We start from the raw sequence: 22,377 nt of genomic DNA, 5'->3' as shown, positions 1-22,377 counted from the left end.
ACACCTCCGGGTGATACGAGACAGAAAATGCGTTCATTCGATAATGTCTCCGCGCAGAATGTATTTGCACACGGCCACGGTGCTGATAAAGCCCAGCATGGCAATCAGCAACGCCGACTCGAAATAGGTTTTGCTGTTAAGCCATAGCCCCAGCAGAACAATTAGTGCGATGGAGTTAACGTACATGGTATCCAGCGCCAGTACGCGGTCCGGGAGGTCTGGCCCCACGGTAAGCCTAAAGAGGTTCATTAGTAGCGCCATGACGACAAGCGCCAGGGTAATGTACAAGGCAATGCTTAGCATTCGTAAATCTCCTTGAGAGGACGCTCATACCGCTCGCGGATCTGCCTGATCAGCTCCTCTTCATCATCAACATCCAGCGCATGGATTAATAGCGATTGACCGTCGAGGCGCAGGTTGGCTGATACTGTGCCAGGCGTCAGGCTGATGGTGCTGGCCAGCAGCGTAATGGTGAAGCGCTCCTCCAGCATTAGAGGGTATTCAATAAAATGTGGCGTTAGCCTGCGCCAAGGGTTGGCCACTAGATAAGCCACCTCAAAATTGGCGACGACGATATCCTTTAAAACCCTCAAGATAAACCGCAGCAGCACCCAGGGTTTTTTGATGCGTAGAGTCGTGTCCCAGAACCGATAGGTCACCAGTGGGATGATAATGGCCAGTATGCCGCCCAGCACGATTTGTCCGGGGGCGTAACTGCGTGCAAGCAGCAGCCAGACGCCTAGTAATAATAGCGATAAAACTGGCGTCGGCAGCCAGGAGCGCGGGGTAATCATGGGGCATCTCCCGCATCAAGTAGCAGCGTGTCGATCAAGACTTGTGGCTGTGATAGCTGCTCGGCCGTTGCTTGGGTGTAGCTGCTGATGGGCCCTGCAAACAGGGTCATTAAGGGGGCCGCGCTTAGCAGCCAGATGACGGCAAACCATTGGCGGCGTGGCAACGCATTGCCGCCTAAACTGCCGCGATAGCTACGCCAGAAGATCGTAGAGCCTGCGCGTGACAGAGCGATCAAGGCTGCCAAGCTCACCAGCAGTAGAGTAGGCCATAGCCATAATCGCTGAGCACCTTCAGCGGCGTTGAGCACCAGTGCTTTCCCCAAGGCGCCGGAAAGTGGCGGAACGCCCACAACGGCGACAGCACCTACAAGAAACAGTAGCCCTAACGCCTTGCCTTGGGTCATGGGGCGGCTTTTCACCAGCCGAGTCCCTGCCTTGCCGCGCTGTAATCCGATCATTTCAGCCAGCAGGAATAAACCACCCGTAATCAAGGAGGTATGAATCAAATAGTAAAGAAGCGCTGAAGTCGCTTGCTCTGTTCGCATGCCCACACCGACCAGAAGCGTGCCCACCGACAGCAACACCAGGTAAGCGACCAGTAGTTTTAGATCTCGGGCAGCCATAATGCCTACCCCAGAGGCAACGAGCGTTGCCAAGCCGAGCCACCATACCCATGGCTGCTCCAGTGCGGTCAGTGCGCCCGCGCTTTCGCCAAAAATCAGCAGATAAACGCGCAGGATGGCGTAGATACCGACCTTGGTCATAATGGCAAAGAGAGCTGCCACCGGGGCGGGCGCCGCTGAATAAGCGCGCGGTAGCCAGAAATAGAGCGGCAAAATGGCGGCTTTCAAGCCAAATACCACCAACAACATTAATGCGCCAGCGGTCACCAGGCCTTGGCGTTCAGCAGGCAGTTCGGCTACGCGCAGCGCCATATCCGCCATGTTAAGCGTTCCCGTAGCACCATAAAGCGTACCTACCGCTATCAGAAACAGTGAAGAACCTGCCAGATTGAGTACCACGTAATGCACACTCGCCTGGATACGTGCTTTGCCACCACCGTGTAGCAGCAGCGCGTAAGAGGCGAGCAGCAGCACTTCAAAAAAGACGAACAGATTGAACAAGTCGCCGGTTAGAAACGCGCCATTGATGCCCAGGAGTTGCCACTGAAAAAGGCCGTGAAAATTGCTGCCTTTTTCATCATCCCCTGCACAGGCAAATATCACGGCACCCACTGCAAGCAGGGCTGTGATCAACAGCATCAAGGCAGATAGGCGGTCGAGCACCAGTACGATGCCGAAAGGCGCTTGCCAGTTGCCCAATGCGTAGTAAAGAATCTCGCCACGCATGGCTTGGCTAATCAGGCCTATCGCCACGGCCAGTAATAGAACGGTGGCCACAACGCTCACGATACGTTTGTAGCGAACCAGTCCCTGGCGCTGATAGAGCAGCATAATGCCGGCGATCAGCGGCAGGACGATAGGAAAAACAATCAGGTGTTGCATCATTCGCGGTCTTCCTTCTTACCGTCTACATGATCGTTGCCCACTTCACTGCGGGCGCGCATCGCGAGAATCACGACGAAAGCGGTCATTGCGAAGCCAATAACGATGGCGGTAAGCACTAACGCTTGAGGCAGCGGGTCGGCATAAACGCCTTCGCCATGAACAATGGCCGCACCGTCAGTGGTTAGCCCACCCATCGAAAATAAAAACAGGTTCACGGCGTAAGAAAGCAGCGTTAGACCTACCACTACGGGAAAAGTACGCCCCCGAAGCGTTAAATAGAGGCCACAGGTGCTCAGTACGCCGGTGGTGATTGCGTAAAGTAATTCCATCAGCTTTGCTCCTTGGCGGGTGGCGGCGTGACCTCATCGCCCTTGGGCTCATTAACCACTGGCCGGTGAGTTGTGGTGACCTTGCCTAGGTTGGCCAGAATCATCAGCGTGGCGCCGACGACGGCGAGATAAACGCCGAGATCAAACAGCAGAGCGGTGGCCAGCTCAAACTTACCGACTACCGGCAGGCTAAAGTAGCTGAAGGCAGAGGTCAGGAAGGGGTAGCCGAACAACCAGCTACCCAAGCCGGTTAGCGTCGCCACCGCAACCCCCGCAATGGCAACGGGTTGGAAGGGGAAGTCCAAACGCTGTTGTGTCCACTCCACACCACGTGCCATATATAGAAGAATCAGCGCAACCGCGGTGATCAAGCCAGCGATAAAGCCGCCGCCGGGCTCATTGTGGCCGCGCAAGAAAATAAACGCCGATACCAGCAGCGCCAACGGCAATAGAGCTAGTGAAATAGAGGTCAGAATGGCCGGATAACGATCAGGGGACCAAACGCGGCCTTCTCCGTCGCTGTGCGGGATAAACAGGCGTAAACGGTTGAGCAATTTGAAAATCGCCAAGCCCGCCAAGGCCAGCACCGTAATCTCGCCCAAGGTATCGAAGCCACGGAAATCGACCAGAATGACGTTGACCACATTATGGCCGCCGCCGCCAGGAACGCTATTGGTCATAAAGAAGTTAGAGATCGACAGCGTATCTCGCGTCATCACCGCATAGTTAATGCTGGCGATGACAAGTCCCAATGAACCCGCTAACAGCATGTCGCGCAGATTGCGCTTGGGGCTGGATTCGGGGGGCGTCTTTTGAGGCAGGAAAAAAAGCGCCAGCATCAGCAAAATCATCGTTACCACTTCCACCGAAAGCTGCGTCAGCGCTAGATCCGGTGCAGAGAAGCGTGCAAACGTAAGGGCTACAAAAAGTCCCACCACCGACAGCATGAGTAGTGAAATTAGCCGGTAGCGGTGAGTGGCGGCGGTGGCGATACCGCCAAAAATCAACATGCCAGCGCCTAGCAGTAGCACGCCATCAATGGGCTGATTGCCTTTGGGGCCGGTAAGCTCGGTAATTTGTGATAAGCCGATAACGCCCATGATCAACGTGGACAGCAAAAGCCAGCCCACAAAGCGCTGCAGCGAATGACCGTCCCAGGCAGCTATGAGGGCTCCTGCACGTTGCTCAAGGCTGATCATTGCGCGCTCAAACACACGGCTTGCATCGACGCTGGCAAACGATTGGGCGAAACGACGTAGATCAGCATGGCGCCAGTAAAGGACAACACCCACCACAAACGCCACCATACTCATGATGAGTGGCAGGTTCACACCGTGCCAAATAGCCAGGTGGAAATCCAATGGTTCGCCGAGCACCGCTTGCGTCGCCAGCTCAAGCAGGTTATTAACCATCAGCGTGGGGAATAAACCTACCAGCATGCAGAGCACTACCAGTAGTTCGACCGGAAAACGCATCAGGTGTGGTGGCTCATGAGGCGCCTTGGGCGACGCTTCCTTCGCAGGCGCATAGAACACCGCATACACCAGACGTACCGAGTAGGCAACGGAAAGAATGCCACCTATAGCGGCCAGCGCAGGGATTAACCAACTTAACCCGCCCAGTACGGGCGTGGCTAATGTTTCAGTAAAGAACATCTCCTTGGAGAGAAACCCATTAAAGAAGGGCACACCTGCCATCGCCGCAGCGGCCAGTGTCGTCAGCAGGGCAGTAATGGGCATGGTTTTGCGCAGCGCGCCCAGCTGCTTAAGCTCACGCGTGCCGGTTTCATGGTCGATGATGCCTGCGCTCATGAAAAGCGCTGCTTTGAAAGTGGCGTGGTTAACGATATGAAACAGCGCCGCCAAAACGGCCATAGGCGTGCCGATGCCCAATAGCACTGTAATCAGGCCCAGGTGACTGATGGTAGAAAACGCCAAAATACCTTTTAGGTCCGTCTTGAACAGAGCAAACCAGGCGCCATATAGCAGCGTGATTGAACCGATAAGCGGTACCACCACGCTCCAAAGCTCGCTACCGGCAATCGCTGGATGCAGCCGGGCCATTAAAAAGATACCCGCCTTAACCATGGTGGCCGAATGCAGATAAGCGGAAACCGGGGTCGGCGCCGCCATGGCATGCGGCAACCAGAAATGAAACGGAAACTGCGCAGATTTGGTGAAAGCACCCAATAAAATTAGTGCCAGCATGATGGGGTAGCGCGGGTCCGCCACAATGGTGGCACCACTGGCCAGCACATCACTCATATTGAAGCTGCCGGCCATATCGCCGAGCAGTAATAGCCCCGCTAATAGGGCAAGACCACCTGCACCTGTTACGGTTAGCGCCATACGTGCGCCTTTGCGCGCATCGTTACGATAAGACCAAAAACCGATCAATAGAAACGAGGAGAGACTTGTAAGCTCCCAGAACAACCATAAAAGAATCAGGTTGTCAGACATTGAGATACCGACCATAGAGGCCATGAACAGCATCAGAAAAGCGTAGAAACGCCCTACAGGTTCATCTTTGCCCAAATAGAAGTGGGCATACAGTAATATGAGCAGGCCAATCCCCAGAATCAGGAGGTTGAAAAGCAAGGACAGGCCATCCAGACGAAAGGCAAGTTCCAAGCCAAGCTCAGGCATCCATTCAGCATGGAAGCGCAACGTTTCACCATCCAGCAAGGCAGGGACCTGAAGTAAGGTGAGTAGCAGGGCGGCAGCCGGTACCACGCTCGTCGCAAGCGAACACACAGAGCGGTCGCGTTGAGCGGTGATCAGTGGCACTAGTACCCCAAGCAACGGTAATAAGGCTATCCAAAGCAGTGTCATGGGCTCATCCAGCGCAATAAAATCTCAAAAAAGGCCGCAAAGTGAGGAGAATACACCTAGGGCCAAGGGTAAATTAAGCGAAACTGTAGAATATCACTTGTTTTGAAGATGTGCGGCTTTCGTATAATCGGTCCGCGTATTCAATGAACAAGAGAAAGTGATTGGGTGCTTGCCGTTGATGCACGCCCCAAACGGATGGCGGTTATTGCAGGTAGCATTTGCGTTGCCGCATGGGGAGGATGAATAATGCTTCTCATTTTTTAAACTATTTTTTGAATTTTCTATGCTTGCGAGAACTTTACAGCAATGAGCACTTCTTTTAGTACCTGGCAGGCACGCTTTGAAAAGCTGCGCAGTAATAAGTTTTTTGAGACGTTTGTGATTGCCATCATTGTGATATCGGCGCTGGTAATTGGCGCACGCACCTACGATGAGGTGAGCCGGTTTGAGCAGTGGCTCGGCGTGCTGGATATGGCGGTGACGGTGTTTTTTCTGGTCGAGATCCTTATTCGTATGGCGGCAGAGCCCAGACTGCGGGATTTCTTCAAGAAAGGCTGGAACATCTTTGATTTCTTGATTGTTACCGCCAGTCTAATCCCCATGGATGAGTCAGAAATGGTGCTGCTGGCGCGCTTGCTACGCATCTTCCGCGTGCTGCGTCTGGTATCAATGATACCTGAGCTTCAAATGCTGCTGTCGGCGTTGATCAAATCCATTCCACGTATGGGATACGTGGCGCTTTTGATGTTTATTATTTTCTACATTTATGCCGCAATCGGCAGCTTTTTGTTCCACACCGTCGATGAGCAGCTATGGGGTAACATTGCGCTGGCCATGCTCACACTTTTCCAAGTGGCAACATTCGAAAGCTGGGCCACTGCCGTCCTGTACCCGACGATGGAGCACTTTCCCTATGCCTGGATCTACTTCTTAACGTTCATATTCCTCAACGCCTTTATCTTTCTCAATATGATGATCGGCATTGTGCTGGACGTCATGCAAAAAGAGAGCGCCCAGATGGCGCTGGACAGTGGCGAAGGAGAGGAAGCAGAAATACAGGGATTACGTAGCGATGTTCGAGAACTGCGTGCTCAATTGGACCGTATGGAATCGGCACTGACAAAGCGTGATACGAACTCGCCTCAATAGAAGGCAGGCACGCACCATGCGGTAGCGGATACGGCTTCTTCGAACATGGTAGGAATAGAGAAAGGGGCGGCCCGTGTTGCAAAACACGGGCCGCCCCTTTGGGTTATAGTGTTTATAAGGTACGGTTACTCCGGCAGGGCATAGACCACCAGTTGGTCGCCTACCTGATCTTTGACAATCGTATTGCCCCCGGCTACGAACGCCACATATTGTCGGCCCTCGTACTCGTAAACGGCAGGATTGGCGACTGCGGGCGCTTCCGCTTGGTCAGACCAAAGCTGTTCGCCGGTTTCAAGCGAGTAAGCGCGAAGCTTGGCGTCTATGGATGCGCCGATAAATATAAGCCCCCCAGCCGTGATAGCCGGGCCGCCAATGGTCGGTGAGCCCCAACGCTCAGGCATGAAAAAGCCGTACTGCTGTGAAGCACCTACCGGGCGGCGCCACTTCACATCGCCGGTGGTCATATCCAGCGCCACCAACTCGCCAAAGGGCGGCTCCCAACAGGGCATGCCAAGCCAGTTAAGCGCTACTTCCAAACGCATGCCGTAGGGCGCGCCCTCTTGAGGAGAGTATCCGCTTTCATTACCTGAACCTCTGTCGGCTTCTTCAAAGTCGTCGCGATTAAATAGCTTCACGTATTGCACAATATGTGACGTATTGACGACGGCCGTTTGATTAACCGGGTCAAAGGCCACGCCGCCCCACTGCACGCCACCGGCACTGTCCGGGTAGGCAAGTGTTCCTTCGCCTTGGGTGGTAGGTGGGGTGTACATGCCTTCGTACCAAAGATCATCCCAAAGGGCGGAGCACTGGCCAAAGCTCACCGCATCGGCCAGCGCCCAGATGCTGGGTTTCTCAGACTGATCAAGCAGCGGGGCGGGTTTGGTGGGAAATGGCTGTGTGGGTGAGTAGACTTCGCCCTCTACTGTGCCATCGCCGCTAGGTACCTCGCGCTCTTCAATCGGCCACACGTCTTCGCCGGTTTCACGGTTAACCACGAAGAGAAAACCCATTTTGGTGGCCTGCATTAACGCCGGTATCTCTTCACCATCGACCGTAATATCCATCAGGGTAGGTGCGGCGTTAATGTCGTAGTCCCATAGGTCGTGATGTACCCACTGGCGTGACCATACGACCTCTCCGGTTTCAATATCCAGTGCGGTCGTGGACGTGGCCAGCGGCACTTCCTCGGTACGATTACCGCCCCAAAAGTTGGGCGAGGGCGAAGAGATGGGTAAGTATACAAGCCCAAGTTCTTCATCGGCTGCCATGTGAGTCCAAACATTGGCGGTACCGCTGCGTTCACGCATCTCTTCGGATAGCGCTTCAAAGGCCCACTCAAGCTCGCCTGTGCGCGCATTGACCGAGAAAACGGTACCCGAAGGGGCTTCACTGGTTGCCCAGTCTTTACCCGCCCAGCCCAGGATAAGCCGGTCACCCACGACAGTAGGGGGTTGCAAGAGCGATAACGGCCAATCTTCGGGAATATTATTCCACTGGTTAACGTTCAAAACACCATTATCAGCAAAGTCTTCACAGGGTTCACCGCTATCGGCATCGAGTGCGAAAAGCTGAGCATCCATGGTGCCGAAGTAGATGATTTTATCGCAGGCATTGCCAGAAGGCTCGTCCGCTTCCCAGTAGGCTACCCCGCGGCTTTTAAGCGCTGGCTGGGTCAAGGCTTCAAGAGAGGAATCGGTGTCAAACATCCAGCGCTGTTCGCCAGTGGCGGGGTCCAAGGCAAATACCCGGTAAAACGGCGTGCCTATATAGAGCGTATCGTTGGCAAATACGGGGGTTGCTGACCAAACCGTGGGAGGAAGATCGCCAGAGCCATCGGAGACATCGCCGGTATGAAACTCCCACGCTTTTTCTAAATGACTTACGTTGTCTACGTTGATCTGATCCAGTGGGCTATATTTTTGCGCATTAAGCTGCCCGTGAAAGCTATCCCAAATGGCGCCTTCGGGGACTAGCGGAATTGCCTGGCGGCTATTTGTCTCGTTTAAAGGTTCGCTTTGCTCGGAAGGCAGCGCTTGCGCCAATAGCGGTAACGGTGTGAACAGTAGCGCTAAAAGCAGGTTGCCAGTGAAACGAGAGGATGAACGCCCACATTGGCGTTGGGTATTTACATAATGAGCAGGCATAGAGCGCCTCAGGTCCGAGTGGGTTTAGAGGGGGAGCTTGCTATATCAACCATCAGCCAGATCAGGCCTATGACCATGGCGACGCCCAGCCACCACTGGTGTAAAAGCATAGCGGCGAAAAATGTCCCAGCCAGCCCAATAATAATAAGCGTACGAAGCGCGATGAGCCCGCCACTGGCGTTAAGTTTGAAGAGCACCAGTGCCGCGGCAATGAGCACAACGCAGGCCAGAATAGCCACCAATGCGCCAAGCGTGCCGGTTACGCCGGTCAACGGTGTTATATAAGCGTAAGTAGAAATCACAACACCCGCTAGAGCGGCTAAAAGCAGTACCCCTGCGCCCGTACGGCGTCTTTGTAATCGCGACATTGCATTATCACTCCTGTGATGAATAGATGGCCCCAATGTTTACCTAATTGTTCGTTTAAGCGTAGCAGACGCCGGTAATTGAGGTGGCGCTGACAGAAGGTTTATGTACGAGGCGGTTGCGAGGAGACGAGAGAGGGAATGCGCGCCTGATTAACGGTGCTGGTAAGGGCTGGTGCGTTGACGAGTAGGTGTGGCCTTTAACGAATCCTTTGAGTCCAGAGCTAGTACGCCTTGCAGGGCAGCAAGTTTTACCTTCTTTGAATGCCCTGCAAGCAGACGCTTAAAATAGGCATACATGCACTATGATAATAGTGCCTGTGAAGTGTTGGTTGAGTGTGTCCTGTTAATGTTACTTAAAAAGTTGCGGGTCTGGTTTGGCATTGATGCCGCTATGCCCATCCTTTACTATCTCTTATCTCTGGGCATTTTGAGCAGAGTACTTATTCTTCTTTTTGACAGGTTAGCGCGCAAACTCTATCAAAAAGCGTAACTGAACCCATTTGGCCTCCCTTCATAATCACCGGTAGCTGATGGTTATCGGCAAAGTTTGCCGCACAAACCGGCACACCCGCCTCGAGCGGGCCGATATAGTCGATGCTTTGAGGCTGCAAGTGATGGATGGCTAGACTAGAGGTGTCGCCTCCCGCAATAAGCAACGTGCCAATACTATTTGAGTGAATAAGTGAGGCGATTAGCTTCGCGGAATGCTGGGCAATTTCCAATGCTGTAAGACCATGTGTTGTATCTTCATCTAACACGGCAAGGGTTGCCGTTTCTTCACGCAGGTGGCGCAAAATCTGCTCATACTCGGTGTGTGAGTGGGTTGCCAGCTGGCGAGCCGAAATCGTCACTTTTGTCATGTTGCTAGTGGCCGCCACTTGAGCGGCTGTGACGGAAGAACGGCTGCCCGCAAAGACGAGAAGCGGACCGGGCAGGCTGCTGGGTGGTTCGATATCCTGAGGGCTGGGATAAAGTGCTTCTACCACACTGCTGGAGCCGATCCACAGCTGGGGCTTCAAAGTATGGCTAAAACGTTCGCCAATACGCTTGAGATCGTTGTTATCAAACACATCACACAACACTGGGGAGCTGGGGCTGGCGTCATTAGTATGCAGTGCGATCTTATCCAAAAGGGTAATGTTGGAAAGACCCATGGTGCTAAAGTGTCGGCGCAGGTCAGCTTCCTGCATAGGTGTAACCGGATGCTGCTGCATGACCGGATGGCGGTCGATGCGGTATATCTGTCCATCAGTGCTTTTAGCAAACAAATTGCCAAACACGCAGTAACGCCCAAGGCTTGGCTGGCCGCCCACCATCAAGGTGGTGGCCGGTTTTAGCTGTTCAGAAAGCGCGGTAACGGCGGTCGCGATATTGCCAGTGCTTGGGCTGCTATCAAAGGTGGAGCATACCTTCAGGTGCAGAGTATCTGGCTGATGTGGCAAAAGCTGATGGCCGATACGCTGCATTTCCGTAGTTAACGCCTGTTGGCCCATACTTCGCGAAGCCGTTGCGATACCAAAGGCATCAAGGTCGGCCACTTCTTCACAAGAAGGCACCGCCAGATAGAGCCGAGCCTTTAATCCGGCGTGCCGCAGGGTCGCCAGGGTATCGGAGGCGCCAGTAAAGTCATCCGCGACGAATATATAGCGCATGTCTAGCGCCCGCCGAAGAAGTCGAGCGCCCTAGCAAGCGCGGGGCGGTCGGCGCAGTCTAACGGCGTGCCCGACTCAATACTTTGCCAAGCCTCCTGAAGGCTTGCCATACCGGCCGCCACGCCGTCAGGATGCGCCAGGATGCCGCCGCCGGCTAAAAACATAAAGTCAGCGCTTTGGATTTTAGTGCAGGTGAGTGGCAGGGTACCTGCCCACTGACCAGAGGAAAACACCGGCATCACGCGATCATCCGTATCGCCTAGCGCGGTGAGCGAAAGCTTGGCGGCGTGGGCTACTTCGTCGGTTTGGTCGGCGAACTTTCCGCCCATGCCATGGATGTGCATATGGTCAATTCCTGCCAGGCGGTAGAGCGTTTGATAGGCGGAAAAATCAATGCCTAAAGCAGGATGGCGTGCGAAGGCGCCAAACCCGTTACGGTGGCCATGAATGGCCAGTGGAGTTGAGGCGCGCAGGCTTTGCAGCGCGGAAAGCCCACACCAGTTAAGGCTCGCCATCACGCAGCTGCCGCCTTCGGCCTGAACATGATCGGCGTGCCGACGCATGGCATCCAGTTCGTCGGTGATATTGAATGCGATCATGACATCGCGGCCGGTACGCTCTCTAAACTGTCTGACACGCTGCATTACCGCGCTGACGCGTTCTTCGACCGGCGCATACGGATGATTACCTGCAATTTCGTCATCTTTGATGAAATCGACACCCGCCTTACAAAGCTGCTCGACAAGGTCGGCGGTCTCGGTAGGGCTCATGCCGATATTAGGTTTTAAAATAGTGCCAAACAGAGGGCGATTTGCCACGCCTGTTGCGCTGCGCGTACCTGCAATGCCGTGAGCCGGCAGCGAGTAGCGGTCGCGATACTCCGGGCGCAGCTGCAGCGCCATTAAGCGTAAACCGGTGAGTTCGCCTAAGTCGAAAAGATTACCGGCAACGGTCGCGGCAAGGTTTGGTAAGTTAACCCCGACGTTGTCTTCGGGATAGTCAATCTCCACCGCCACTTTTTTCCATGGGCCTTTAACACCCTTGCGCTCAAGATAGGCGCTGTGAAGACTGGGGGAGCCCAGTTCTTCCAGAACGTTTAAGTGAGTGACCCTGGCACCAAAGCGTGCCCTGATGGCGTCGGTCTCGCCCTTTACTTTTACAAAGGTGCCTGAGCTTTGCTCACCGGCCATCATCTCTGCGACGAGCGATGGATCAAGCGGTGTCTCGATCTGATAGGCAGCGCGGATCATGCTTCTGCCTCTTTCAGGTTCGGGAAGGGCCGCACGGGATCATTTCCGTCCCAGTTTTCCGACGCTTCACGGATCATGCGGAACATTTTGCCTTTGGGACCCAGCACCTCGGAAAGCTCAATAACGGTACCGGGGTGGTACTCACGATCAAAATACGCGAAACGCCCATTGGCACCCACTTCGCCACTCATTTTGACGTGATAACCGCGGGCCTGCATGGCGGCAAGGTCGGTGTCATAGTCTTCCGTCCAAAACGCGACATGCTGTAACCCGGTATTGCCCGCTTGTAGGAAATCACGGTACATGGAGGGGGCATCGTTACGCGTTTGAATCAGCTCAACCTGAATGAAGCCGGAGTTGGCCAGGGCCACCGAGTTATGCACGTCATATTGCTTGCCGTCATACGTATAGTTCTCGATAGGTACGCGCGGGTTGTAGAAAAAAGGCCCCACGCCCATCACTTTGTTCCAGTACTCCATGGCTGCTTCGATATCATTGACCACATAACCTAACTGACGAATAGCTCCAAGATATTGGCTCATGACACTTCCTACATAACAAGGTTAGGCAACCAGGTGGACAAAGAGGGCACCAATGTGACCAACGCCAAGGCTGCAAAAAGGGAAAGATAGAAGGGGGCCACACCACGAATAATCGAGGAAAGCGGCATCTTGGTAATGATCGATACCATGTAAAGGCTCATGCCCACAGGCGGGGTCAGCAGCCCAAGCATCAGGTTGAGCACGAAAACCACACCTAGCTGTTCTGGGGGAACGCCGGCTTGCAGCAAGGCAGGTGCCACAATCGGGGCAATAATGAGGATTGCGACGATAGCTTCCAGAAACATGCCCACGACCAATAAGAGCAGGTTCAGCAGAAGCAGAAGAACGAGCGGATTATCCGATACGCTTAGCAACCACTCACCTGCGTGGGCTGGAACACGATCCATCGTGAGTACCCAGGCAAACAAGGCCGCAGAGGCGACAACAAACAGCACGTTGGCGGTCGATAACACGGTTTCCCGGGTGCAGGTCAGGAAAGAGCGTACCGTTAAGGTGCGATAAATGATCACGCCAATAAGAATGGCATAGGCAGCGGTCATGCCCGCTGCCTCCGTGGGCCCAAAAAAGCCGCTGATCATGCCGCCCACTAACAGCACTGGGGCGAGCAGGGCGGGCAACGAGATCAGGGTTTTTTTACGAAAGGCTGCAAAGCTTGGCTGTACATCATCACGCGGCAGTTGAGAGCGCCTTGCCATAACCGCGACTTGTATCATTAGCGCCACTGCCACCACGAGTGCGGGAATGACACCTGCCAGCAGCGCACGGATAGTGGAAACTTCAGCCGCCGTGGCAAAGATGATAAGAGGAATAGACGGAGGGAAAATAGGCCCAATAGTCGCTGCGGCAATGGTAAGGCCGGATGCAAAGCGCTTGGTGTAGCCCTGTTGCTCCATCTGACGAATTTGAATGCCACCCAATGCCCCGATATCCGCTAATGCTGCGCCGGACATGCCGGAAAAAATCAGGCTGGTGAGCACGTTAACATGCGCCATGCCGCCACGAATACGCCCAACCACCATGCGCATCAATTCAAACAAATGCGTGGTGACACCGGTGGCGCCCAATAATGACGCTGCGAGTATGAAAAGTGGTACCGCCAATAGTGGCGTACTGTCCAGCGTATTAATGGCGCGCTGCGCCATAACCGTGAACGGCAGGTCGTAGAGAAAAATCACCAGCCCCGCTGACAAACCCAAACTGACCGCGACCGGCGCGCCAATCAGCAAGCTCCCCGCGAAAATGAGCAGTAACGTTAGGGACATACTAAAACCCTCCGCTGCATCATCCGCCCTAGACGATAGAGTGATATCACCGCCAGCAACCCGATGCTGATAAACGCTGGCATGTATAGCCACAGATTGGGGATGCCCATAGCGGGTGAGGAAAAGCGCCCTGCGCGCATCAGAAAGCGATAAAAACCGTAGAGAGTCAGGGCGCAAAAGCCTAACGTTGCCAGTTCTGCTATCGCTAAACACAGGGTGCGCTTAACGCCTGATAGCGCATCCGCCAGCATGGTCACTGCCACATGCTGGCCATGGAACAGTAAATAAGGGGTCGCCAGGTACACCATGGAAATACCCGCAAACCGGGAGGCTTCATCCGCCCATGGCAGCCCAGTATTGAAGAGATTTCTGGCGAGTACTTGAGCGACGACTAGCATGGTGATGATCACCAGCAGTAGCATCGCAATACCGACAAGAATTTCGGACAGCCGGCTAAGACTTCGCTCTAATAGGGGTGCTTGACCGTTCATGGCTTAACGCGTTTCGCTGATGAGTTGATAGAAATCGCCGTATTGGCTATCGAACTCTTCTGTAATTCGCGCTTGCACACGGGTGCGGAAGGCATCTACATCCAGGCCTTCTTCCGGGCTAATAATCTGCATGCCTGCCTCGGCAAGTTGAGCAAGATCGCTGGCTTCTGCTTCCAACATGGCGGTCGTAGCGCGTTCGCGTACTTCCAGAGCCGCTTCAGCAATAGCCGCTTGATTCTCGGGTGACAAGGACTGCCAGGTATCGTCGTTAATGACGATGACCTGCGCGGCACTAATATGCCCCGTCAGCATCATGTGGCTTTGCACTTCATTCAGTTTGGCGCTGACCACGACGTTGACCGGGTTTTCCTGGCCTTCAACCACGCCGGTGGCGAGTGCTGTCGGTACTTCTGACCAATCAACCGGCACAGGAATGGCACCCATTCCTTCTACGGTCGCCATATATATGGGGAAGGGGATCGAGCGAATTTTTACACCGGCTAAATCGTCAGGCGTATGGATCTCCTGATTGGCCGTAAGATGCCGGGTGCCGAAGTAGAAGGCATACAGCAAACGTACGCCTGAAGCGGCGGCTAGTTCTTCGTTCAGAGTGCTCATAACCGGGGAGTCGACATCCATCACCTTCATAAGATGATCAACGTCGCGATAAAGGTAGGGCGTATCAAAGGCCGCGAAAGGGGCGTAGAGAGAGCCAATAGCGCCCGCGGTATTGTGAGAAAGCGCAATGGAGCCGGTAGAAACGGCTTCGGCGAGTTCCTGTAGGCGGCCTAGTTGGGAGTTGGGGTAGATCTCAACGGCCACATCGCCGGCCGTTTTTTCCTCAATGGCTTCCGCCAGCCATTCGGCCTGCATGCCCGCAATCGAATTGGGCGTATGCATATGTCCGTAGCGAAGGGTGACTTCCTGCGCGGCCACACTTGTTGCACTTAGCGCCAAGGCGCCGGCTATTAAAGCGAGATGGCTATTGCGAACTAGTTTAACTAGCATTGTTATTCTCCAGACGATGATTGTTTTTTATTGTTTTGTAGCCAAGTGTTTTCCACCTGCTACTAACCAATAGGCTAGGGCAGGGCTGCTCTTCTAAGCAATGAGGAATTCATGATGGTTTTTGATGTAAAACGCCCCTTGATACCCGACATTGCAATGGCTGCGGGGGTCTCAACGGCAACCGTAGATCGCGTTCTGAACAGACGGCCCGGCGTGCGCAGAGTTACGCTACATCGCGTGCTGCAAGCGGCGGTTGAGGTGGGCTATTTAGGCGAAGAGGAGGTTAAAGCTCGTCTTGGGCCCGCCTTTTCCAAGGTGGTGTTTTTATTGCCCCAGGGTACCAACCCCTATCTCACTGGGCTAAATACCTATGTAAGAGCTCTGGCAGAACAGTCGATGGAGCCTCTTAAAGTGCGCAGCCACTTTATCGAAAGCTTCAATCCAGAGGCATTGGTTCAGGCATTGCGGCGTTACGGCAAAACCTCCGATGTAATCATTTTCATGGCCATCGAACACCCAAAGGTGCGCCAGGTAATTGATGAACTGGTTAATGCCGGAAAACGAGTCGTTACCATCATCTCTGACTTGCCCACCTCGAACCGGCATGCCTATATCGGAATTGATAACTTTGCCGCAGGGCGTACTGCCGCCAAAGTAATGGGACGCTTTTGCCGTGCACTTCAAGGTAAGCTTGCACTTGTGGCGGCGAGCCGCGCTTATCGCGCGCATATGGAAAGGGAGATGGGGTTTTTGGCGCTGATTGAGGAAAGCTTTCCCCATTTAACGGTGATTGGGCCTCAGGAAGGGCACGATAACCGGGATGAAAACTACCATAATACGTGCCGCTTGCTGGAGCAGCACCCCGATATTGTAGGGATCTATAATGTCGGCGGCTCGTCTGATGGGATTGGTCGAGCGTTGCATGAATCAAAACGTGATAAAGAGATATGTTTTATAGGACATGGTCTGACCCCGGATACGCGCAGCATGCTGATCGAGGGCATTATGGATATGGTCATTACCCAGAATCCCAGCGCTATCTATGCCCGGGCAATAGACATGGTAAGTAGTGACAAAACCGATAGCGGCGCTGTCTCGATGGAAATCTATTTTTCAGAGAATCTGCCAATCGCGAGTTTTTAGGTTGATAACCATATTACCAAAAAATATAGGCAAAACTAGGCGGTTTCACCTTCCCTCAAAACTAACACTATGAACTCGATAAGGTTTCCAGCTAATTGTGGTTAACGGAAATCTCGCTATGAAAAAGACACGCTATACCTAAGAGCAGATCATCGGCGCTATTAAAGAACATGAGGCAAGCGCCAAGATAGGCGACCTGTGCCGCAAGTTGGGCATTTCCAGTGGTACCTTCTACAACTGGCGCAGCAAGTATACGAGCTTGGAAGTGGATGAAGCGAAGCGCTTGCGGGAGCTTGAAATGGAAACCAGTAAACTGAAAAGCTTCTAGCTGACAAGCTCTTGGAAGAGGCCATGAAGGATGTACTGTCAAAAAAGTGATAATGGCGACAACACGTAAAGCGACTGCTAGGCATCTGGTTGGTTACCAACAGATCAGTGAGCTTCCTGCCGCCTTGTAGGCATATCCCGAACAGCGTACTGGTATCAAGCTCAGGGGAGCCAGGACGGTGTGCTTAGAGTAGCCTGAAGCCCACAACTGAGTCGTGGGCTTTTTATTGCTGAATGTGAATAGCTTGGCATGCCAAGCGGTTAGGCGGATGCCCACGCTTCGCTTATCTGCACATACTTGATGCGTTGTCGGAAATAGGTAAATGCAATATGTAGCACACCATCCTGACCTTGAATGATTGTCGGGTAGGAGTATTCACGGTTTTTCTTTTCGGCTGAATTATTGGTCATGCAGTAGCCATCGCCGATTTCCAGATCGCGTTTGATCGGCCAGCTGCGTCCACCATCGGTGGAGATGGCAAGCGTCATAGGCGCACGCGGGGCGCCCCAGAATGCAGCTTTTCCATTGTTGCTTGTCTGTTCGACGAGCTCCCCATGGTCTTCGGCATCTTCAATATCGTCATAAAGCGAGGTTCGGCGCTCTCCTTCGGGGTCCGCTCGACGGTGGTTGTAAACCAACGCGAGGTGGCCGTTATCTAAGCAGGTAAACTGAATAGAAGAGTTATTGTTGGGTAGCTCGACCGTCTTTGGGGCGCTCCACGTAATAGCGTCGTCGGAGCGGCTTGAATAGATAGCGTCGGCCCAGCGGCTACGATAGAGCGCCAGATAAGTGCCATCTTTGAGAGGCTGAATGTTCATATGCACACAGCCCACGCTATCGGGTACGTCATGTTGATGCCACGTTTTGCCGCTGTCTTCAGAAACCATAACGGCGCTGATGTCGTCGTTGCCCGTCCAGCGCTCGCCCTCGGCCACACGGCACAAGAAGACCGGCAGCACCCAACTGCCTTGGGGCGTAAAAACCGGCGGTTGGCGAATGAAGACACCCGGTGTCTCGAAGAGGGCTCGGGGTTCACTCCACTGATTGCCGTTATCGTGGGATATCCGGTAGCGAACGATGGCGGTGTTTTGGTGCCCGGAGAGCTGCGCTGTGTAAAGTAACCATAGCGCGCCGCCAGGTGCTGTAAACAGCACTGGGTTTTGCTCGGAACGGGTTTCATCGTCGGAGAGCTTCACCGGGTCTAACCACTGATCTTTGCTTTTTGCAAGCCGCGAAACGTAAATAGAAATATCGGGAACGCCCTCCTGGGTACCGCCAAACCAAGCGCAGAGCAGATCGCCGTTGGGCAGCTCGTGGAGAAACGAGGCATGGTTTTGTAGGCAGGGAGTGGGAAGGTAGGCCTCCAGGCGGCCACCGTCGATAGTGGCGGTATGCAAGCTACCCGTGAATGTGTCTTGTGTGAGCGCGCTCATACGTCGTCCTTTTTTACGGTATCAGGAGTGCTTGTTGCGATAGGTTGGGTGGGTCTTAATGCGGCGAAATGTGAAGCGCAGCAAAGGCCAATAAAGGGGCAGTAATGCAATAGCCCAGATAATGGCACTGATTGGTGTAATGAAATCCAGGTAGTTACCACGGGTGATCAAAAGCCCGCGCGCAATCTCGCTTTCGATGATTGGACCAAGCGTCATGCCAATCACGATAGGGGCACGAGGAATACCTGCTTTTGCCATGTAGTAGCCAAAGACTCCAACGCCGAGCATGACCAGAATATCCCAAGGGTTATTACGTAAGGCATAGGAGCCGATGATGCATATCAATAAAATGATCGGCAGAAGAATGCTTTCTTTTACCTGGAGCGCTCGCGAGAAAAGCTTGGCGCCGGGCAGGCCAATCAGCAGCACGATAAAATTGACGATGACGGTGGTGGCAAAAAACTGATAAACCAGTGGCGCATGGTCTCGCATTAATAGCGGGCCAGGTTGTAGACCGTGAATCATGAAGCTGCCGATGATCACTGCGGTGACGGCACCTCCGGGCAGGCCAAGGGTCAAGAGAGGGATCAGGGCACCCACGCCCGAAGCGCTGTTGGCGGTTTCAGAGCAGGCAATACCCTCGGGTTCACCCGAGCCGAAACGTTCTCGGTATTTGGAAAGGTTACGCCCCTGACTATAGGAGATAAGTGAGGCCACATCAGCGCCAGCGCCGGGTATTGCCCCTACAATAGTGCCGATGCCGGTTGAACGAAGCTGAGCGGGAATCAGCCGTCTCAGTAACGGCCAAGAGGGCAAGACTTTGGATACCTGTACGATAGGCTGAGTGCGATGAGAAATACGCTCGAAGCGCTGCATGATTTCCGGGATCGCGAATAAACCGATAATCACCGCAATGAACGGGATGCCACCCATCAGGTAGGGCATGCCCATCGTAAAGCGGGGCTGTCCGTTGATTTCATCAAGCCCGACAGTGGCCAGAAAAAGCCCGAGCAGACAGGCAATAGCTCCCTTCAGGAACGACCCGCCAGAGAGTGAGGCGACGGCCATCAATGCCAGCACGGCAATGGCGCAATACTCGCGCGGGCCCAACGAAAGTGCGAACTGCGAGATCGGATAGGCGAGGACGATCAGTATCAGCGAAGCAAGCACGCCGCCGATGAATGACGATATGGTACTGAGCCCCAACGCCAGTCCCGCTTGCCCCTTGCGCCCCATCGGGTAGCCGTCAAATACTGTGGTGACTGCCATCGCTGAACCGGGAATACCGATCACCGTGGCAGGAATCGAGCCACCAAAAACGGCACCGATATAGATACCTAACAGGCAGCTGATTCCGGTGAAGGGGTCGAATACAAACGTCAGCGGGCTGGCAATCGCCACTCCAAGCGAAGGAGATATTCCCGGCATGGCGCCGACCACAATACCAATCGCCACCGCACCTACTAGCAGCAGTAAAAGTAATGGGTCCAAAAGGGATGCAAACCCTTGTATTAATAGCTCAAACATACCGGGCTCCTTACCAGATTGAACCTAATGGGAGAGGAATACTAAATATGTGGTAAAAAACCATGTAGGTGCTCACGGCGATTCCAACGTTGATCACACCAATTTTGGCAAGTCCTACAAGGCTTAGCTCGGCGCGCAGCAAGGCCATGATCAGGGAAGTGATCAGAATGGAGGTAGCAATAAAGCCGACAATGTTCATAAGAAATGGAAAGAGGGCAATCGCTAACAAGGTGATGGGAATAGCATATGCGCGCCCACGGGCTGGTTGCGCCTTTACTGCTACACCCTGAGTACCTTGTGTTGCCAGTGCGCCCAGAAGAGCTTTCGCTTGGTCTGCGGCTGTGAATTGCCAAGGTACTTGAACGTGTTGGAGTTGGGCGGTAAAAGGTGGTGCATAAATGGCAGCCTCTAAGCGCTCGGCATTTTGTTGGCGGATGTCAATTGCTTGGTTGTCAGGTACGAAGAGAGCAGCCCATTCGCCATAAATTAGCTCACTTTTTCCAAGAGTTTTGCCATCGAAGGCTTCCAGGATCGTGAGTTCACCGTTCTGCAATAACTCTGAAAGTTCGGACCGGGCAGCGAGAATAATATCTATTTTTCCTTTAGACAGCGCATCGCGTAGCGCCTTGATATCCATTGCTTGCCATTGTTCGTTGGGCAGTACCTGTATATCTGAACGCTGACGTAGCTTTTCTAAAAAAACGGTGTCTTCAATTAGGCTGTCATAGCCAATTTTGAGTTGGGCAAACATATTGGTCGAAGTGTTCGTACCCGTGCGTGCGGCCAAAATGAAAGCATCAAAATAGAGAAGGCTTAGTGGTGTGAAGCCGCTTAAGTGTTCTTGCGCAGCCAACTCAGCATTGACCTGAGTTGCCCGGGATGAAGCGGCGAGAAGTGAGGTGTCTGGATGACTTTGCTTGATGACACTTAATGCAGAAAAACGGCCAAGCCCTGTGTGGCTCGAAAGCGCAAAATGGGTGCCAGCTTGAGTGTTGAGTGCCTCTGTCAAGGCTTTGAACGTTGTGTCATCCTCGGAACCCTCTGGAAAATTAGTAAAAATTTTATAGTTCTTATTAGTTAAAAATTGGGTAAGTGCAACGAGCGTGCAACTGATCAAGCCAAACAGCACAATGGTGGGAATAAAACCGGGGCCGATGGTGCGACGCATCTCGAACGGCATATCGAATGCTTGGATAAAAAAATAGCCCCCCACTAACAGCAGTAGGAGTAGTGTCCAGAACTCAATGGTTTTTAGCCGGTATTTAAGGGTCTGATATGTCATCAAGGTGCTATCCCTAAAAACGTTGGAGCATCCAGATGACAGCACCTGAATGCTCTTGCTCATATGGAGTGGTTTACTGCTTTAACAGACTGGCAGCGGTTGCAAAAGCTTCGCTTTGGCGTGTTAACCACTCTTTGAAATCGGCGCCAGTGCGCAGTTGAACGTTAAAGCCAATACGATTCATGCGCTCAATGAACTCTTCCTCTTGGGCGATTTCGGTACATGCATTAATCAGATAACTTTCTACGTCCTCTGGGATATCGGCGGGTGCTCCAATAGCACGGAATAACCCGATATCCAGTGGGTAGCCTGCTTCGGCTGAAGTGGGAACATCAGGTAGACTTTTAGAGCGCTCTTCGCTGAAGAAGGCGAGTATCCGGAGCTGGTCGGCTTGTACTTGAGAATATGCCTCAGCATCTGAAACGATAGCTCCGTCCACATGTCCCCCAATAACGGCAGTAATAGAATCACCTGAGCCTGAGTAAGGGATGAGAGTCGGGTCAGTGTCGGTGACATTTCCAGCCGAAAGCGCAATCAGCTCACCAATGGAGGTATACCCTAGTGCAAGGCGGTCAGGGTCTTCCTGAGCAATAGAGACCCAGTCTTCAAGAGTTTCAATCTCGCTGCTGGCGCTAACGGCGATACCGACAGGCTCTGCTGAGAGTAGGCAAATTGGCGTAAAATCCTCCGCACTGGTTGGAAAGCCATTGATAATATGTGGATTACCAACCAGTGAACTGTTGATCATGGCAATGGTGTAGCCATTGGGCTGTGCCGATGAGGCAGCGTGGAACCCTACAGCACCGCTACCACCTGTACGATTGACCGGCAGTACATCTACGCCTGAATATTCGGCCAGCGATTGAGAAAAGGCGCGTCCAACCAAGTCGTTACCCCCTCCTTGCCCAAACGGAATGATCAGTTCGATCGACCGTTCGGGATACTCGGCATGAGCCACCATAGGAAAAAGAAAAGAAGTGGCGAGAAGTGCTCCGAGTGTTTTGCGTACCGTCATATCAGTCTCCGTGTTTTTATTGTGCAGCGCATTTATGTTTAAGGGGTCATAAGCAACGCGGCCAACTTGGCTATTTTTCAGCTATGAACCTTTCCATGGCTATAAAATGATCGTAACAATCAATTTATGCATTTACACTTTCGTTGCATATACCAAAGTCAGGTTGTGTATTAGTTGTTAAGATTCAATAGGTTAATTGTTTTTTGATCGTTTTGGTCAATTATATTTGCTTGGTTTGCTTGCGATATTTTTTTGAATCAATCATTTTTATGATCGATTTGATCGCAAACGAGCTGA

19 protein-coding genes and 1 pseudogene are annotated in these 22,377 nt (G+C 53.2%); 3 read left to right on the top strand and 17 right to left on the bottom strand.

The window, feature by feature from the left end; translation table 11 throughout:
- Positions 1 to 33: 33 nt before the first annotated feature.
- Genes ACT3RQ_RS01100 through ACT3RQ_RS01080 form a run of 5 tightly spaced genes read right to left on the bottom strand, consistent with a single transcriptional unit; the run spans position 34 to position 5,462 of the window.
- Positions 34 to 303 carry a K+/H+ antiporter subunit F gene (locus ACT3RQ_RS01100; RefSeq protein ID WP_087109537.1) on the bottom strand — a complete coding sequence of 90 codons (270 nt, stop codon included), beginning with the start codon at positions 301 to 303 and terminating at the stop codon, positions 34 to 36.
- Positions 297 to 794: a Na+/H+ antiporter subunit E gene (locus tag ACT3RQ_RS01095; protein ID WP_172116262.1), complete on the bottom strand. Its 498-nt coding sequence runs from the start codon at positions 792 to 794 to the stop codon at positions 297 to 299. Before ACT3RQ_RS01095 ends, ACT3RQ_RS01100 begins: the two co-directional genes overlap by 7 nt.
- Complete coding sequence (locus ACT3RQ_RS01090) at positions 791 to 2,302, bottom strand: monovalent cation/H+ antiporter subunit D (RefSeq protein WP_444638797.1); 1,512 nt, start codon at positions 2,300 to 2,302, stop codon at positions 791 to 793. Before ACT3RQ_RS01090 ends, ACT3RQ_RS01095 begins: the two co-directional genes overlap by 4 nt.
- Positions 2,299 to 2,631 (bottom strand): Na+/H+ antiporter subunit C, encoded by a 333-nt coding sequence (locus ACT3RQ_RS01085; RefSeq protein WP_087109531.1) that lies wholly within the window; start codon positions 2,629 to 2,631, stop codon positions 2,299 to 2,301. Before ACT3RQ_RS01085 ends, ACT3RQ_RS01090 begins: the two co-directional genes overlap by 4 nt.
- On the bottom strand, positions 2,631 to 5,462 hold the full coding sequence (locus ACT3RQ_RS01080; protein WP_444638798.1) for a monovalent cation/H+ antiporter subunit A: 2,832 nt from the start codon (positions 5,460 to 5,462) through the stop codon (positions 2,631 to 2,633). The genes ACT3RQ_RS01085 and ACT3RQ_RS01080 overlap by 1 nt, the downstream gene beginning before the upstream one ends.
- 306 nt (positions 5,463 to 5,768) lie before the next feature.
- Here ACT3RQ_RS01080 and ACT3RQ_RS01075 point away from each other — a divergent pair, with 306 nt between their 5' ends.
- Positions 5,769 to 6,611, top strand: a complete 843-nt coding sequence (locus tag ACT3RQ_RS01075) for an ion transporter (RefSeq protein ID WP_192526298.1) — start codon at positions 5,769 to 5,771, stop codon at positions 6,609 to 6,611.
- Between the two features lie 125 nt (positions 6,612 to 6,736).
- On the opposite strand, the gene ACT3RQ_RS01070 is transcribed toward ACT3RQ_RS01075, so the two are convergent.
- From ACT3RQ_RS01070 to ACT3RQ_RS01035, 8 genes are all read right to left on the bottom strand, one after another.
- On the bottom strand, positions 6,737 to 8,758 hold the full coding sequence (locus ACT3RQ_RS01070; RefSeq protein ID WP_444679779.1) for a pyrroloquinoline quinone-dependent dehydrogenase: 2,022 nt from the start codon (positions 8,756 to 8,758) through the stop codon (positions 6,737 to 6,739).
- Between the two features lie 8 nt (positions 8,759 to 8,766).
- Entirely contained in the window at positions 8,767 to 9,126 is a 360-nt protein-coding gene (locus ACT3RQ_RS01065) for a hypothetical protein (RefSeq protein ID WP_444638800.1), read from the bottom strand.
- 440 nt (positions 9,127 to 9,566) lie between these two features.
- Positions 9,567 to 10,778 carry a four-carbon acid sugar kinase family protein gene (locus ACT3RQ_RS01060; RefSeq protein ID WP_444679778.1) on the bottom strand — a complete coding sequence of 404 codons (1,212 nt, stop codon included), beginning with the start codon at positions 10,776 to 10,778 and terminating at the stop codon, positions 9,567 to 9,569.
- A gap of 2 nt (positions 10,779 to 10,780) precedes the next feature.
- The gene (locus ACT3RQ_RS01055; RefSeq protein WP_444638802.1) at positions 10,781 to 12,028 is read right to left on the bottom strand and encodes a RuBisCO large subunit C-terminal-like domain-containing protein; all 1,248 of its coding nucleotides are present in this window, start codon (positions 12,026 to 12,028) and stop codon (positions 10,781 to 10,783) included.
- Entirely contained in the window at positions 12,025 to 12,570 is a 546-nt protein-coding gene (locus ACT3RQ_RS01050) for a VOC family protein (RefSeq protein ID WP_444638803.1), read from the bottom strand. The genes ACT3RQ_RS01055 and ACT3RQ_RS01050 overlap by 4 nt, the downstream gene beginning before the upstream one ends.
- Positions 12,571 to 12,578: 8 nt before the next feature.
- Positions 12,579 to 13,853, bottom strand: coding sequence for a TRAP transporter large permease (locus tag ACT3RQ_RS01045; protein ID WP_444638804.1), 1,275 nt, complete (start codon positions 13,851 to 13,853; stop codon positions 12,579 to 12,581).
- The gene (locus tag ACT3RQ_RS01040) at positions 13,844 to 14,344 is read right to left on the bottom strand and encodes a TRAP transporter small permease (protein ID WP_444638805.1); all 501 of its coding nucleotides are present in this window, start codon (positions 14,342 to 14,344) and stop codon (positions 13,844 to 13,846) included. Before ACT3RQ_RS01040 ends, ACT3RQ_RS01045 begins: the two co-directional genes overlap by 10 nt.
- Positions 14,345 to 14,347: 3 nt before the next feature.
- Positions 14,348 to 15,352, bottom strand: a complete 1,005-nt coding sequence (locus tag ACT3RQ_RS01035) for a TRAP transporter substrate-binding protein (RefSeq protein WP_444638806.1) — start codon at positions 15,350 to 15,352, stop codon at positions 14,348 to 14,350.
- 111 nt (positions 15,353 to 15,463) lie between these two features.
- Here ACT3RQ_RS01035 and ACT3RQ_RS01030 point away from each other — a divergent pair, with 111 nt between their 5' ends.
- A complete protein-coding gene (locus ACT3RQ_RS01030; RefSeq protein ID WP_444638808.1) occupies positions 15,464 to 16,495 on the top strand; it encodes a LacI family DNA-binding transcriptional regulator in 1,032 nt (343 codons plus the stop codon).
- 148 nt (positions 16,496 to 16,643) lie between these two features.
- Positions 16,644 to 17,000: pseudogene (locus tag ACT3RQ_RS01025) on the top strand (transposase); the annotation flags it as partial.
- A gap of 83 nt (positions 17,001 to 17,083) precedes the next feature.
- Here the strand turns inward: ACT3RQ_RS01025 and ACT3RQ_RS01020 are convergent.
- The 4 genes from ACT3RQ_RS01020 to ACT3RQ_RS01005 all read right to left on the bottom strand — a co-directional run bounded on the left by ACT3RQ_RS01020 (position 17,084) and on the right by ACT3RQ_RS01005 (position 22,080).
- On the bottom strand, positions 17,084 to 18,256 hold the full coding sequence (locus ACT3RQ_RS01020; RefSeq protein ID WP_444638809.1) for a sialidase family protein: 1,173 nt from the start codon (positions 18,254 to 18,256) through the stop codon (positions 17,084 to 17,086).
- 21 nt (positions 18,257 to 18,277) lie between these two features.
- On the bottom strand, positions 18,278 to 19,783 hold the full coding sequence (locus ACT3RQ_RS01015) for a tripartite tricarboxylate transporter permease (protein ID WP_444638810.1): 1,506 nt from the start codon (positions 19,781 to 19,783) through the stop codon (positions 18,278 to 18,280).
- Between the two features lie 10 nt (positions 19,784 to 19,793).
- Entirely contained in the window at positions 19,794 to 21,065 is a 1,272-nt protein-coding gene (locus ACT3RQ_RS01010) for a tripartite tricarboxylate transporter TctB family protein (RefSeq protein WP_444638811.1), read from the bottom strand.
- Positions 21,066 to 21,138: 73 nt separating this feature from the next.
- Positions 21,139 to 22,080: a Bug family tripartite tricarboxylate transporter substrate binding protein gene (locus ACT3RQ_RS01005; protein ID WP_444638812.1), complete on the bottom strand. Its 942-nt coding sequence runs from the start codon at positions 22,078 to 22,080 to the stop codon at positions 21,139 to 21,141.
- Positions 22,081 to 22,377 lie beyond the last annotated feature (297 nt).

Origin of the sequence: Halomonas sp. AOP43-D1-4 (genome assembly GCF_052446175.1) — a bacterium.
GTDB classification, from domain to species: Bacteria; Pseudomonadota; Gammaproteobacteria; order Pseudomonadales; family Halomonadaceae; genus Vreelandella; species Vreelandella citrativorans.
This window is presented reverse-complemented; position numbering and strand designations above follow the sequence as displayed.

Excerpts from the sequence above, each read along its gene's own strand:
- ACT3RQ_RS01100 (WP_087109537.1), bottom strand. The coding sequence starts at position 303 with ATGCTAAGCATTGCCTTGTACATTACCCTGGCGCTTGTCGTCATGGCG.
- ACT3RQ_RS01095 (WP_172116262.1), bottom strand. The coding sequence starts at position 794 with ATGATTACCCCGCGCTCCTGGCTGCCGACGCCAGTTTTATCGCTATTA.
- ACT3RQ_RS01090 (WP_444638797.1), bottom strand. The coding sequence starts at position 2,302 with ATGATGCAACACCTGATTGTTTTTCCTATCGTCCTGCCGCTGATCGCC.
- ACT3RQ_RS01085 (WP_087109531.1), bottom strand. The coding sequence starts at position 2,631 with ATGGAATTACTTTACGCAATCACCACCGGCGTACTGAGCACCTGTGGC.
- ACT3RQ_RS01080 (WP_444638798.1), bottom strand. The coding sequence starts at position 5,462 with ATGACACTGCTTTGGATAGCCTTATTACCGTTGCTTGGGGTACTAGTG.
- ACT3RQ_RS01075 (WP_192526298.1), top strand. The coding sequence starts at position 5,769 with ATGAGCACTTCTTTTAGTACCTGGCAGGCACGCTTTGAAAAGCTGCGC.
- ACT3RQ_RS01070 (WP_444679779.1), bottom strand. The coding sequence starts at position 8,758 with ATGCCTGCTCATTATGTAAATACCCAACGCCAATGTGGGCGTTCATCC.
- ACT3RQ_RS01065 (WP_444638800.1), bottom strand. The coding sequence starts at position 9,126 with ATGTCGCGATTACAAAGACGCCGTACGGGCGCAGGGGTACTGCTTTTA.
- ACT3RQ_RS01060 (WP_444679778.1), bottom strand. The coding sequence starts at position 10,778 with ATGCGCTATATATTCGTCGCGGATGACTTTACTGGCGCCTCCGATACC.
- ACT3RQ_RS01055 (WP_444638802.1), bottom strand. The coding sequence starts at position 12,028 with ATGATCCGCGCTGCCTATCAGATCGAGACACCGCTTGATCCATCGCTC.
- ACT3RQ_RS01050 (WP_444638803.1), bottom strand. The coding sequence starts at position 12,570 with ATGAGCCAATATCTTGGAGCTATTCGTCAGTTAGGTTATGTGGTCAAT.
- ACT3RQ_RS01045 (WP_444638804.1), bottom strand. The coding sequence starts at position 13,853 with ATGTCCCTAACGTTACTGCTCATTTTCGCGGGGAGCTTGCTGATTGGC.
- ACT3RQ_RS01040 (WP_444638805.1), bottom strand. The coding sequence starts at position 14,344 with ATGAACGGTCAAGCACCCCTATTAGAGCGAAGTCTTAGCCGGCTGTCC.
- ACT3RQ_RS01035 (WP_444638806.1), bottom strand. The coding sequence starts at position 15,352 with ATGCTAGTTAAACTAGTTCGCAATAGCCATCTCGCTTTAATAGCCGGC.
- ACT3RQ_RS01030 (WP_444638808.1), top strand. The coding sequence starts at position 15,464 with ATGATGGTTTTTGATGTAAAACGCCCCTTGATACCCGACATTGCAATG.
- ACT3RQ_RS01020 (WP_444638809.1), bottom strand. The coding sequence starts at position 18,256 with ATGAGCGCGCTCACACAAGACACATTCACGGGTAGCTTGCATACCGCC.
- ACT3RQ_RS01015 (WP_444638810.1), bottom strand. The coding sequence starts at position 19,783 with ATGTTTGAGCTATTAATACAAGGGTTTGCATCCCTTTTGGACCCATTA.
- ACT3RQ_RS01010 (WP_444638811.1), bottom strand. The coding sequence starts at position 21,065 with ATGACATATCAGACCCTTAAATACCGGCTAAAAACCATTGAGTTCTGG.
- ACT3RQ_RS01005 (WP_444638812.1), bottom strand. The coding sequence starts at position 22,080 with ATGACGGTACGCAAAACACTCGGAGCACTTCTCGCCACTTCTTTTCTT.